The following is a 14080-nucleotide window of genomic DNA, read 5'->3' on the forward strand; positions in this document are numbered from 1 at the left end:
GAATTTCAATGCCTTTAATTTCAATGCGGCAAATGCTGGATCATGCGGCTGAGCATGATTACGGTATCCCCGCGTTTAACGTCAACAACCTGGAGCAGGTTCGCGCCATCATGATGGCCGCAAAAGACACCAACAGCCCGGCAATATTGCAAGCATCTGCAGGTGCTCGTAAATACGCAGGTGCCCCATTCCTTCGTCACTTAATTCAAGCGGCAATCGAAGAGTTTCCAGAGATCCCAGTGGTTATGCACCAGGATCACGGTACTTCTCCAGCGGTTTGTCAGCGTTCAATACAACTGGGCTTTTCTTCAGTGATGATGGACGGTTCCCTGATGGATGATGGAAAAACGCCTTCCAGTTATGAATATAACCTTCGTGTAACTCAGGAAACGGTCGCTATGGCTCATGCCTGTGGCGTAAGTGTTGAAGGTGAATTAGGTTGTCTTGGTTCCTTAGAAACTGGCATGGCTGGAGAAGAAGACGGTGTTGGCGCCGAGGGTGTTTTAAGCCACGATCAGTTGCTGACGGACCCAGAAGAAGCGGCTGACTTTGTTGCCAAAACGCAAGTGGATGCATTAGCGATTGCCTGTGGTACCTCACACGGTGCCTATAAGTTTACTCGCCCGCCTACAGGCGACATTCTGGCGATCGACCGAATTAAAGAAATAAACCGTCGCATCCCTAACACTCACCTGGTTATGCATGGTTCCTCGTCGGTTCCTCAAGACTGGTTAGCGGTAATTAACGAATTTGGTGGTGCGATTCCTGAAACTTACGGTGTTCCGGTTGAGCAAATTCAGGAAGGTATCAAAAACGGTGTACGCAAGGTAAATATCGATACCGATTTACGCCTTGCCTCCACTGGCGCTATCCGTCGTTTTCTTGCAGAGAATCCGGCAGAATTCGATCCTCGTAAATACCTGACGGTAAGTACTCAGGCGATGTACGAAATCTGTAAAGCTCGTTATGAAGCGTTTAACACCGCCGGTCAGGCAGATAAGATTAAGCCAATTTCACTCGATGATATGGCTGTCAAATATGCCCAGGGGCAACTGAAAGCTCTGGTTAAGTAAGTAAACATTAACTTCTGACCAATATTCGCTAAAAATAACTCGGGGTCGTTGTCAATTAATTGACAACGGCCCCTTTTTTTTCAGTATAATGCCCCATAACCCACTAATAATAACAAGGCTGATGCAACACCATCAGTTAAGGCTATGAACAGAATAATAACCTTTGTTGGCCTTTGTGCCTTCTCTTTTCCATTGCTAGCTGCCCAGGAGGCAGAGGATATTTCTGAGGCAAATGAGGCACTTGTTCGCGCATTGTATGATGAGAAAGAGCCCACCTGCTACAACTTTACCGATGAAATTCCACCGGAAAAATATATTGCCCTTCCCGAGTGTAATAACATCCCTTCATCTTATTCAGGTGCTTTTGAGATCGGCGCATTTTTCAAAACCGATTCTCGTAACTCAGCATTTGCAAAAACAGGGCTAGACTTAGATCACGAACGAGGCAAGCTACGTACCAATGTTCGTCTTGATTTGTTTATTCGCAAAACCGAACAGCAAGATTCAGAAACCAACGAATCCGATTACGAAACCACAGATCAGAAATGGACTTCGACCATTCAAAGTAACTACACCTTCGAAAGAGGTGGTAAGAACTACGGGTTTGGCTTCGCTTCATATGAAGATGACAGGTTTAATGGTTACGAATATCAAAGTTCAGTTGCTGCTGGTTGGGGTCGCCGTTGGTTCGAAGATGACATTTCCTATTTCGACGCTGAGATAGGTCCGGGTTATAAGATTGATGAGCTCAACACTCCAGAACCAGGAGATAGCAAAACCCAGAAAGCGTTTATCGTTCGTACCGCTGCTACCTATGAAACCCGGGTATTCGAATCGATCCAGTTTAAACAAATTGTTAGTGCCGAAATTGCTCCCAAAAGTGGTGAAAGTAGCAAATACAAATCGATCAGTGCTTTCAGTACACAACTAGTGGATGCACTGGCATTGAAATTTGCCTTTACCGTCGACTACAACAGTAAGGTAACAGGAAACATTCAGAAAACCCGTACTGAAACCTCACTGACTCTGGTATACAGTATTTAATAATTCCTCATCCTACGAGTAAGGTAGAGCTATGAATCTAGCGAATATTGATCTCAATCTACTCGTAGCGTTTGACGTGCTTTTACGTGAAAAAAACGTCAGTCGTGCAGCCGCGCAATTGAATATTACCCAGCCGGCAATGAGTAGTAACCTGAAAAGACTACGATTGTTGTTACATGATCCGGTATTGGTAAGAACCTCTGATGGTATGCAGCCAACCGAAAAAGCTCGTAAGCTGGCTCCGAAATTAAAAAAAATCCTTCATGATTTAACCGATGCCCTGCAAAAAGTGGATAGCTTCAACCCGCAAGCCAGCCATCGATTATTCCGAATCATGGCAAGCGATTATGCCGCTTCAACGCTACTTCCACCTCTGTTGCGATTAGTTAATGAACAAGCACCGGGCATCACTCTGGATATCATGACCCCTAGCGACGTCGATTTTGTCGATGTTGAAAATGGAAAAATTGATATGGCCATTAACCACTTCGAGAAATTGCCACAATCGTTTCACCAGAAAGTGCTGTGGCAAGACAGTTTTTCCTGCCTCACCCATAGTGACAACCCACTGCCTAATCCTTTGACACTAGAAGGTTACCTGCGGGCCAAACATGTCTGGGTTTCGAAAACTGGATTCGGTGTTGGCGTTGGCATGAACCCAAAGGATGTTCAAAAACTTGGTTGGGTAGACGAAGCTTTGGCGAGCATTGATCAAAAGCGCGATATAAAATTATTCACCCGCAACTATCAGGTTGCCATGCAACTTGCGCACGACGACAACTTGGTTGCTACCTTACCTAGTAAGGCCGCAAATATCTATGCTCATCGACCAAATTACAGAGTAGAAAAGCCGCCCTTTGCTATCCCCGATATTGAGATTAAAATGATCTGGAGCCCATTAATTCATCATGAGCCCAGCCACATCTGGCTTCGACAACAGGTGATCGAAGCCGCAAAGCTAGTTTAACTACAAACAATAATGTTTTATGTAATCGCGTTATAACCAGCGACGTTTCAGGGTCAATATTATTCCACAGGCCAGTAAGAACAAACTGCCCGGCTCCGGAATCTTTTGCGTTGGTGGCCCGGTTTCATCAGGACCACTACCGTTTTCTCCCCCCGGGCCTGTAGGTCCAGTTAAATCTCCTCCACTGCCATCGGGGACTCGAGTAAAGATCGAGGTAATAAATATTTCGCCTTCACGTTCCACTCCGGAATAATCGAAATTAACTTCCAGATAGGTATCAATTCCGAGTTCGTTACCTTTACCATCGTTACTGACAACATACAGGGTACCTCCCTCTCCTGTTTGCTCGACTTTATATTGCAGTCCATTGAAATCTACGGGCTGCCCCTTGTAGGTGAAGGTAAACTGCAGAAACTCACCGATTCCAAGGATATCCTGAGGTTCGGCGCCACAACCACGATTGCCCCGACAGACAAGCAGTCCGTTGTCCGGGTCGAGCAATTCACTAAAGTTTGCAGGGTTATCTATAGTCAGGCTAAGTCCTGGCTCAATTACGTCCAGGGATAATGAGAAGTTTTGCGAATTAGCATTGATGGTTCGCTGTTTTGCCAACTTTTTAAAGTCGACAAGTTCCACGAGCTCCGCGAAACTTGAGGAGCTGAATACGACCAACAGCGTTAAAAGGCTAATCCTGAAAACGTTAATCAATTTCATATTACAACTCCAAACATCGGGATATGAAAACAACGATAAAACAACGTTTATTAAATTTTTACCCCGCAAGTATAGTACAGTTTGGAAAAAACCAACTTTGCCAGCGGGTTAGCCTGGTAAGGTGAAAGCATTTGAATTTGGCAGAAATAAAAAAGGCCGCTTGAAGCGGCCTTATTCGATATTCTCTGGCGTTATTTTAGAATAAACCAGGGTCGGCTTTAGAAAGCCTGCGAACAACTTCCGCATTCGCTTTCAATTGCTCTAGGTACGTCGCAAACGCCGATTGTGCCAACATCATCTGTTGTTGCTGGGCAAGGTTTGCATCCATCTCATCAACAGCACCTTCATTAACGGCAACAATTTGCAATACCGCGTAATCTCCGTTGGCAAGTTCAACGCTACCAGCAGACAAAGCAGACTCTTGAGGTTGCGGTAAGCTGAATGCACTTTGTACAATGGCGCCTTCAACAGTAGCATCGCGTCGTGACAGTGCAGCATGTTCTACAAATTCAGCATTTAATGCACTAAGACCCGCTTCGGCACTTTCACCTGCTTTGATAATATCGACCAGTTCATCGGCTTTATTACGAGCGATTTCAGTTGCTTTTTCCTGAATTAATTGCTGGTTAATTTCAGCTCTTACTTCAGACAGTGGCTTAGTATCAGCATCTTGATAATCAGCAACACGGATAACCAGGGCTTGTTGTTCAGGAGCTACTTCAATCACTTCAGAGTTCAAACCTTCATCCTTTAACTCAGCAGAGAAAGCAATGCTCATCACATCAGGAGCGTTAAATGGTGGTAAGTTACCCGAGCGAGTTAACCAATCTGTAGTTTTGACTTCGGTATTTAGTGCCTCAGCAACATCTGCCAAAGAATCAGAGATTTCAAAGCTTAACTCACCCATAGTCGACTGTTGCTCATAAAAGCGTTCAAGGGCTTGATCGTTTTTGATAGTCGCAAGAATCTCTTCTTTTGCTTCTTCAAAAGGCTTGATCTGTTGCTCTTCAATGTCGGTCATCTTGATGATATGGAAACCATAATCGGTTTCAACCAAGTCGGCTACAGGGCTTTCAGAGGTAACGGCAAATAACGCATCACCCATTGAAGCTTCGTCCATAGACCCTTGGGTCTGCCAATCCAAATCACCACCATTTTCGGCGCTGAATGTATCCGCAGAATACTCTAACGCCAGAGCCGCGAAGTCATCGCCAGCTTTAGCTTTAGCAAGCACTTCTTCAGCCTTGGCTTGAGCAGCAGCCTTGTCTTCACCAAACTCAATTAAGATATGAGCAACACGGCGACGTTCCTGTTTCGTATAAGAAGATTTGTTTTCTTCATAATATTCAGCAGCTTGCTCTTCGGTTACCGAAATATCGTTCGCTAAGTCTTCAATATTAAGCTCTACATACTCAAGCTTGATCATTTCAGGGGTCGCGAAACGGCCCTGGTTAGCCTGATAGAATTCTTCAACTTCCTGATCAGTAACATCGATACCTTGCTTCATCCCTTCTGTTGAAAGAACCGCATAACGAATATCACGAGTCTGATTAAGAAGTTTAACCGCTAGTTCCTGCTGATACGGAAGCGCAAACTCTGTTGCACTGATACTTTCAACCAGTTGTTGACGGACGCGTCGTTCGTTGAGGTAACGGCTAAATGAAGAAGCATCGTAAAAACCACTTTGCTGAATCAACGCCTGAAAACGTGCATTATCGAATTGTCCATCTAACTGGAATTCAGGCATGTCTACAATAAGCTGCTTGATCTGCGCATCGCCGATACGCATTTTCAATTGTTCGGCATTCTGGTCTAACAGTTCTTCATCGATCAGTTGCTCCAATACGCTTTCTCTCAGGTTCGCCATGTACGCATCGTTGGCTTCCAGAGTAGCGAACATTTCACCAAACTGGTTTTGTAATCGATTACGTTGCACGCGATATGCTTCCTGGAACGCTTGTTGACTAATTTCTTCACCATTAACCGTTGCTAACGAAGTATCGACGCTTTGGGTATAACTTCCTACACCAGCAAAAACAAAGGTAGCAATTACCAAACCAAGAATAACTTTAGCAGTAACTCCCTTTGAGCCTTCTCTAATTCTTTCTAACATGAGTGTCTCTTTTTAAAACAGGACCTTAAAAATTTATCGCCTGATTGTAGCAAAAGCGCCCCTTTGCTCCTAGTGAATATTAAAAAAAATATCTCGCAATTCCAGGTCGCAGTTACTGGCTAATTAACATTCAAAAATATCCATCAAATTTGTAAATTTATGAATAATTGAAGTTAAAAAAAGGTTAACGGTTTCGTTGACCTTACTTTGTGTCAGTGATTAGTATTATCAAATTAAAACAACAAGTTAAAAACTATAACGAGAATTTTGAAGTAACATTACAGTACTTAATGTTGATCGGAGCGAATAACTTTCCATCAGGCATAAAAAAAGCTGGCATAAGCCAGCTTTTTCGTAATTCAGGAAACTAATCTTAGTTTACTGCATCTTTAAGAGCTTTACCCGCTTTGAAAGATGGGATTTTAGCTGCAGCAATCTCAATGGTAGCACCAGTTTGAGGATTACGGCCAGTACGAGCAGCACGGTCACGTACAGAGAATGTACCGAAACCAACTAGAGCAACTTGCTCACCAGCTTTTAACTCGTCAGATACCGCGTCGATAAAAGAATCTAGCGCACGACCTGCAGCAGCTTTAGAAATATCAGCACCCGCTGCAATTTTCTCGATTAGTTGAGACTTATTCACAATGTCTTCCCCTTTATTTGTTATTATACGGAGCTTGTTAAAAACGCTCTGAGGATTTTATATCAGGCATTTTTTTTTAAAGCAAGCCCCAGGTTCCAAAAATAAAATTTTACTAAAAATCTTATGAACAAACAGCTAATCCCTTGCTTCACTAAGCTTTGTCGGGGGATAGCGTGGCGTCGATTTCCAGACTACCACTTTTTTATTGTTTGAAAACCCCTAAATTCAATTTTTTTTACAAAAAGTACGAAAAAAGGGATTTTATTAACAAAAATTCGCCGTTTACTCGCCTGCAGACCACTTTTCTACTGGCTCAGCGAGCGCCAAACCTAATACTTCATCGATCCATTTTACCGGGTGAATCGATAAATCAACCTTCACATTATCCGGAATTTCCTTCAAATCGCGCTCATTATCCTTAGGAATAACCACGGTTTTAATGCCACCACGATGCGCGGCAAGCAGTTTTTCTTTTAGTCCACCAATCGCTAGTACTTCACCACGAAGAGTTATCTCACCCGTCATCGCCACATCGGCTTTCACCGGGTTTCCGGTTAAACTCGATACTAATGCTGTACACATACCGATACCGGCGCTTGGACCATCTTTCGGTGTTGCCCCTTCAGGCACATGCACATGAATATCGCGTTTTTCGTTAAAGTCTTCATTAATACGGAGTTTATCGGTACGGCTTCTCACCACTGTCATTGCCGCCTGAATCGACTCTTTCATAACATCGCCAAGAGAACCGGTGTAAGTTAACTTTCCTTTACCAGGCACTGAGGCAGCTTCAATCGTGAGTAATTCCCCGCCAACTTCCGTCCAGGCTAAACCAGTTACCTGACCAATTCGGTTTTCATCTTCGGCTTTACCATAGTCGAAACGTTGTACGCCAAGGAACTCCTCAAGGTTGTCCTGATTTATTGCAACCGTCTTAATGTCATCGTTCAGTAAGATCTTCTTCACCGCTTTGCGACAAAGTTTAGATATTTCGCGCTCTAATCCACGTACACCCGCTTCACGGGTATAGAAGCGGATAATACCAATAATGGCGCTATCGTCGATTTCAATTTCTTTATCTTTCAAGCCATTACGTTTAATTTGCTTAGATAACAAATGACGACGGGCAATATTTAGCTTTTCATCTTCGGTGTAACCTGACAGACGAATAACTTCCATCCTATCGAGTAATGGCCCCGGGATGTTCATGCTATTAGACGTAGCAACAAACATCACGTCTGACAAATCGTAATCAACTTCGAGATAGTGATCGTTAAAGTTATTATTCTGCTCCGGATCCAACACTTCAAGTAATGCAGATGCCGGATCGCCGCGCATATCCGACGACATTTTGTCGATTTCGTCCAATAGGAACAACGGATTCTTAACGCCAGCTTTTGCCATTTTCTGAATCAGTTTTCCAGGTAACGAACCAATATAAGTGCGGCGATGACCGCGAATTTCCGCTTCGTCGCGAACGCCACCTAACGCCATACGCACATATTTTCGACCGGTGGATTTAGCAATTGACTGACCTAATGAGGTTTTACCAACACCAGGAGGCCCCACCAAACAAAGAATCGGTCCTTTTAACTGGCTAACACGCTGCTGTACCGCTAGATATTCAATAATTCGTTCTTTGACTTTCTCAAGGCCGTAATGATCTTGTTCAAGTACTTCTTCTGCAAGTTTAAGGTTACGCTTAAGCTTACTACGCTTTTTCCAGGGTACATTGATCATCCAGTCAATATAGCTTCGCACAACGGTAGCTTCTGCCGACATTGGCGACATCATTTTCAGTTTTTGCAATTCAGCCAAGGTCTTTTCCTTAGCTTCAGCAGGCATTTGTGCTTCTTCAATCTTTTTCGCTAATTGCTCGCCTTCATCAGGCACTTCATCCATGTCGCCAAGTTCTTTCTGAATCGCTTTCATTTGTTCATTCAGGTAATACTCGCGCTGGCTTTTCTCCATTTGCTTTTTCACTCGAGAACGAATCTTCTTCTCGACTTGCAGCAAATCAATTTCGCCTTCCATCAACGCCATTAAATATTCGATACGTTCGTTGACGCTTACGATTTCCAGAACATGCTGTTTATCTTCAAGCTTTAATGGCATATGTGCGGCCATGGTATCTGCCAATTGCTCGGCGTCTTCAATACCTGAAACCGAAGTTAATACTTCAGGCGGGATCTTTTTGTTTAATTTAACGTAGCCTTCAAACTGAGAAACCGCAGATCGAACCAGAACTTCGAAATTCTGTTCGTCTACCTGAGTTGACGCGATAAAGCTGACATTGGCAATAAAGGATTGTTCGGTTTCGACAAAATCGTCGATGGTTGCACGCTGAATGCCTTCAACCAATACTTTGACGGTGCCGTCAGGCAGTTTCAACATCTGCAAAATCGTTGCGACGGTACCAATTTGATACAAGTCATCAGGACTTGGATCATCGACGCTGGCATCTTTCTGCGCTACTAAAAATACTCTTTTATCCGTATCCATTGCCTGCTCAAGACAACGAATCGATTTTTCTCGTCCAACAAATAATGGAATAACCATTTGTGGGTAAACTACGACATCGCGCAGGGCTAATACGGGGGTTTCAATCTGTCCTGAATGCTCTTTTGTCATGAATATCTCTTGGAATAAGTGATTACCACACTCAACTTGAATGGAGGTATGGAATGAAAACTACCTCAGTGAGCGGATTTAATTAGGCTCTAATGAGTATATGGGGATAGGGACAGGAGTTTCAACGTGTTAATAAAAATAATTGCCGCAACAAGATGATAATCTCATTTTATCGTTTCGTATCAACAAAAAAGCCTCCAAACTGGAGGCCTTTACGTCAAACTTTTTCACCGTTTATTCGGCATTTGCCTGCTGCTCTTTAGCAGACTGATAGATTACCAGCGGCTTGCTCTCGCCTTTAATAACCGCTTCATCAACCACAACTTTAGTGGCATCCTGACTGGACGGTAAATCGTACATGGTATCTAGCAACACACCTTCAACGATAGAGCGTAATCCTCGAGCCCCGGTTTTACGGACCATGGCTTTATTGGCAATCGCTTTCAATGCATCGGGCCTAAATTCCAGTTCTACACCTTCCATATCAAATAAAGCGGTGAACTGTTTGGTAAGCGCATTCTTAGGCTCTTGAAGAATTTGGATCAACGCATCCTCGTCCAACTCGCTTAGGGTTGCAACCACAGGTAAACGACCTATGAACTCTGGAATCAGACCGTATTTCACTAAATCTTCCGGCTCCACTTCCTGAAAGCGTTCGGTAAGAGATTTCTTCTGATCTTCGCCTTTGACTTCAGCACCGAAACCAATCCCGGTACCAGTTAACAATCGTTGCTCGATGACTTTATCCAGGCCAGCAAAAGCGCCACCGCACACGAATAGAATTTTTGAAGTATCTACCTGCAGGAATTCCTGCTGCGGATGCTTACGTCCACCTTGAGGAGGAACTGCAGCGATGGTTCCTTCAACGAGCTTCAGAAGTGCCTGTTGAACACCTTCACCGGAAACGTCACGAGTGATAGATGGGTTGTCAGATTTGCGGGAAATCTTATCAATCTCGTCAATGTAGACAATACCACGTTGCGCCTTCTCGACATCGTAGTCGCATTTTTGCAAAAGCTTCTGGATGATATTTTCAACGTCTTCGCCAACATAACCTGCCTCTGTCAGGGTGGTCGCATCGGCCATCGTAAATGGAACGTCTAACAACCGCGCTAGCGTTTCAGCCAGCAATGTCTTACCGCTGCCGGTAGGACCGATTAACAGAATGTTACTCTTGCCCAGCTCAACGCCATTATGGACGTCACCGTTTTTCAAGCGCTTGTAATGATTGTAAACCGCTACGGAGAGTACCTTTTTAGCGTGATCCTGACCGATAACATATTCGTCCAGATGCTCACGGATCTCGATAGGAGTTGGAAGCTTTTCAGTATCAGCTTTCGGCGAAATTTCTTTGATTTCTTCTCGGATAATATCGTTACAAAGCTCAACACACTCATCACATACGAATACGGACGGGCCCGCAATCAATTTGCGAACTTCATGCTGGCTTTTTCCACAGAAGGAACAATACAATAATTTTTCGTTATCACCGCTACCTTTAATACCATCGGTCATACGGTCAGTACCTCGTCGTTAATGTTGACTGCCAATTGGCGACTACTCAACAATCGCTATGTATAAGTATTTCACAGATTACGTAAATCTCAATGCTAAACACTGGGGTTAGCGTTGTTTTAGGATGCTGTCTACCAATCCGTATTCAACCGCATCGTCAGCGCTCAAAAAGTTATCACGGTCGGTGTCTTCAGCAACTTTCTCGTATGGCTGGCCAGTATGCTCGGCCAGTAAACGATTCAAGCGTTCCTTAATAGACAGGATTTCTTTTGCATGTATTTCAAAGTCGGATGCCTGCCCCTGGAATCCACCTAGTGGCTGGTGGATCATTACCCGTGAATTGGGAAGGCAATAACGTTTACCCTTTTCACCCGCCGATAACAGGAACGCGCCCATACTAGCAGCCTGTCCCATACAAACCGTGCTTACATTGGGTTTAATGAAATTCATCGTGTCATAGATAGCCATGCCTGCAGTCACGCTGCCACCAGGAGAATTAATATAGAGATAAATATCCTTTTCAGGGCTCTCTGATTCAAGGAACAATAACTGCGCCACGATCAGGTTCGCCATATGTTCTTCTACCTGACCACAAAGAAATATGACACGCTCTTTTAAGAGGCGTGAATAAATATCGTAGGAACGCTCACCTTTAGCAGTTTGTTCAACCACCATAGGTACCAATGCGCTTTCAATATCACCGGGTTTGAAGTTAGAAGTAAACAATGATCATCCTTATAAAATAAAAAATGGCTTATATGCACTCATATAAGCCATTTAAGCTATTGCTTGAAGCAAAGTCAATCACTAATCAGTGATTAAGCCTTTGGATTCATGATTTCGGAAAAAGCTGTTTCTTTTTCAGTCACATCTGCTTGATCAAGAAGTAATTCTACTGCTTGCTCTTCCATTGCAACATGTTGCATTTGCTGAAGCATTTCCTGGTTGTTCATGTAGTAATCAACAACTTCCTGAGGATCTTCGTAAGCAGATGCTGCAGACTCGATAAGTGCTTTCACTTTCTCATCATCTACTTTCATCTCGTTAACTTTGATTACTTCGCCTAGCAGTAAACCAACCGCTACGCGGCGTTTTGCTTGCTCAGTAAACATTTCAGCTGGAAGCTGTGGCATGTTTTTCGGATCAATTTGACCACCAAAACGTTGCATAGCCTGCTGACGCAATACGTCAACTTCCTGATCGATTAAAGCTTTAGGAATTTCAACTTCGTTGTTCTCTACAAGACCATCAAGGATTTGCTCTTTAACTTTAGCTTTTACTGCCTGAGTTAATTCACGCTCCATGTTCTTGCGTACTTCTTCACGAAGAGCTTCAACACCACCTTCTTCAACACCAAATAGTTTTGCGAACTCATCATCAACTTTTGGTAATACAGGACCTTCCGTCTTGTTTACTTTAATGTCGAACTCAGCTTCTTTACCTTTCAGGTTTTCTGCGTGGTAATCTTCAGGGAAAGTTACAGTGATAGTTTGTTCTTCACCGACTTTCATGCCTGTGATAGCTTTTTCAAAACCAGGGATCATGCGGTTTGAACCAAGCTCTAGTTCGAAACCTTCAGCTTTACCACCTTCGAACTCTTCGCCGTCTACACGACCGTTGAAGTCGATATTAAGCTTGTCGCCCTTTTTGGTCTTACGCTTGTTTTCTTTCCAGGTTTTGTGCTGGTTTTGTAACGTAACAAACATTTCATCTAAATCTTCGTCAGTTACTTCAACTTGCGGTTTCTCAACCTTGATTTTGTCCAGACCTGAAAGCGCTACTTCTGGGTAGATTTCAAACGTCGCTTCAAACTCTAGCTCTTTACCTTCTTCGTTGCTCTTGGCAACAAATGCAGGACGACCAGCTGGGTTTAATTTTTCCGCAACAATAGCTTCAACGAAGTGACGCTGCATTAATTCGCCAGCAACTTCCTGACGAACCGACTTACCATAGCGCTTCTGGATCACAGAAGGTGGCACTTTACCAGGGCGGAAACCGTTAATTTTTTGAGTCTTTGCGATTTGACGCAAACGATTCTTAACTTCTACATCTACTGTCTCGGCTGGAACAGAAATTGATAATTTACGCTCTAAACCTTGAGTAGTCTCAACTGAAACTTGCATTTACATACCTCAAATTCTGACGTTTTCGACGCCATTTCATCCATCTTTTTGGTCTTAAGTAATCGCCTGAACCGACAATTAAAATTCCATGAAAGATGCTTAGTGCTAATAGTTGGAAATTCCAAGTACCAACAAGATTAAAATTATGTGACGCGGGATTATAGCGAGGCTACAGAGAAGAGTAAACAGCTTTTGGGCAATAGTTAACAAACGCCTGCCAGAGGTTGCAAACTAATACCAATCCCATTAAGTTTGTGCACAACTCAGAGTTAGGGCCGAGGTTCAGTTACAACATAGATTTTATTGATATAGTCATTCTATATTAATGAAATATAGGGCAGTAAATGGGCCTCTCACTAACTCCCTACGGGTGAGTTTTAAAGGCATTTATTCTGCGTTATTGATTTTGACAATGGAATAACCATTCTCTGCAATCAAAGCCTTGTCTAAAAGCCTTTAAATTCTCACTGAGTGAGCAATAATTTAATGGGATTGGTATAATAACAAATTGCTGGAAAAACACGTGTTCGAATGGTTCTGCAGCGATTGCGTACACATTTAACAGGGAAGAAAGATGGTCGGTGATGCAAGATTCGAACTTGCGACCCCTTGGACCCAAACCAAGTGCGCTACCAAGCTGCGCTAATCACCGACAAGATGGGGTGGCTGATGGGACTTGAACCCACGACAACCGGAATCACAATCCGGGGCTCTACCAACTGAGCTACAGCCACCACGGTATGGCACGCCCTGTAGGAGTCGAACCTACGACCCACGCCTTAGAAGGGCGTTGCTCTATCCAGCTGAGCTAAGGGCGCAAAACTACCTTACAGGTTATTCTAGCGATTAAAGAAATCAAACGCTAACAAAATCTTATCAAAGATAAGAAGAGTGGTCGGTGATGCAAGATTCGAACTTGCGACCCCTTGGACCCAAACCAAGTGCGCTACCAAGCTGCGCTAATCACCGACACTTAAAACACTGTCGTGCTTCAACGGATGCGCATATTACCTATGCGAGATAAGGTCGTCAAACATTTTTTTAGATTTTATGACTGTTCGCTCAATTTTAAAGCATTTTCGCAAAAACGATTAAAATGCGGCTTTCGCTACCGTTATTTTTGATCAATTACTATTCTATACGATTCGAGCCTGTCACGGATCATTTTCTATTTTTGCTTTATATGCCTCTACAACAATGCCCGGATATGTGGGAAAATAGCGGCAACTTTTTATTCCAGTTACCAGAGTTTTA

10 protein-coding genes and 4 tRNA genes are annotated in these 14080 nt (G+C 43.5%); 3 read left to right on the forward strand and 11 right to left on the reverse strand.

The window, feature by feature from the left end:
- The first annotated feature begins 8 nt into the window (after positions 1-8).
- From fba to FNC98_RS11005, 3 genes are all read left to right on the forward strand, one after another.
- Complete coding sequence (gene fba / locus FNC98_RS10995; protein WP_143581285.1) at positions 9-1073, forward strand: class II fructose-bisphosphate aldolase; 1065 nt, start codon at positions 9-11, stop codon at positions 1071-1073.
- Between the two features lie 144 nt (positions 1074-1217).
- Positions 1218-2117, forward strand: a complete 900-nt coding sequence (locus FNC98_RS11000) for a YdiY family protein (RefSeq protein WP_143581286.1) — start codon at positions 1218-1220, stop codon at positions 2115-2117.
- Between the two features lie 31 nt (positions 2118-2148).
- Entirely contained in the window at positions 2149-3084 is a 936-nt protein-coding gene (locus FNC98_RS11005) for a LysR family transcriptional regulator (protein WP_143581287.1), read from the forward strand.
- A gap of 30 nt (positions 3085-3114) precedes the next feature.
- Here the strand turns inward: FNC98_RS11005 and FNC98_RS11010 are convergent, their stop codons facing one another.
- From FNC98_RS11010 to FNC98_RS11060, 11 genes are all read right to left on the reverse strand, one after another.
- Complete coding sequence (locus FNC98_RS11010; protein WP_143581288.1) at positions 3115-3798, reverse strand: hypothetical protein; 684 nt, start codon at positions 3796-3798, stop codon at positions 3115-3117.
- 196 nt (positions 3799-3994) lie between these two features.
- A complete protein-coding gene (locus tag FNC98_RS11015; protein ID WP_143581289.1) occupies positions 3995-5911 on the reverse strand; it encodes a SurA N-terminal domain-containing protein in 1917 nt (638 codons plus the stop codon).
- Positions 5912-6284: 373 nt separating this feature from the next.
- Positions 6285-6557 (reverse strand): nucleoid-associated protein HU-beta, encoded by a 273-nt coding sequence (hupB, locus tag FNC98_RS11020; RefSeq protein WP_136735967.1) that lies wholly within the window; start codon positions 6555-6557, stop codon positions 6285-6287.
- A gap of 282 nt (positions 6558-6839) precedes the next feature.
- Complete coding sequence (gene lon, locus FNC98_RS11025; RefSeq protein ID WP_143581290.1) at positions 6840-9188, reverse strand: endopeptidase La; 2349 nt, start codon at positions 9186-9188, stop codon at positions 6840-6842.
- A 234-nt stretch (positions 9189-9422) separates the two neighbouring features.
- Positions 9423-10703, reverse strand: a complete 1281-nt coding sequence (gene clpX / locus FNC98_RS11030; protein WP_143581291.1) for an ATP-dependent protease ATP-binding subunit ClpX — start codon at positions 10701-10703, stop codon at positions 9423-9425.
- 108 nt (positions 10704-10811) lie between these two features.
- Entirely contained in the window at positions 10812-11429 is a 618-nt protein-coding gene (clpP, locus tag FNC98_RS11035) for an ATP-dependent Clp endopeptidase proteolytic subunit ClpP (RefSeq protein ID WP_409574550.1), read from the reverse strand.
- Between the two features lie 92 nt (positions 11430-11521).
- On the reverse strand, positions 11522-12826 hold the full coding sequence (gene tig / locus FNC98_RS11040; RefSeq protein WP_143581292.1) for a trigger factor: 1305 nt from the start codon (positions 12824-12826) through the stop codon (positions 11522-11524).
- Positions 12827-13401: 575 nt separating this feature from the next.
- Positions 13402-13478: transfer RNA gene (locus tag FNC98_RS11045), tRNA-Pro, on the reverse strand.
- A gap of 6 nt (positions 13479-13484) precedes the next feature.
- Positions 13485-13560: transfer RNA gene (locus FNC98_RS11050), tRNA-His, on the reverse strand.
- Between the two features lie 7 nt (positions 13561-13567).
- Positions 13568-13644 (reverse strand) — tRNA-Arg (locus FNC98_RS11055).
- Between the two features lie 74 nt (positions 13645-13718).
- A tRNA-Pro gene (locus FNC98_RS11060) sits at positions 13719-13795 on the reverse strand.
- Positions 13796-14080 lie beyond the last annotated feature (285 nt).

Origin of the sequence: Thalassotalea sp. PS06 (assembly GCF_007197775.1) — a bacterium.
In the GTDB taxonomy this organism is placed as follows: Bacteria; Pseudomonadota; Gammaproteobacteria; order Enterobacterales; family Alteromonadaceae; genus Thalassotalea_A.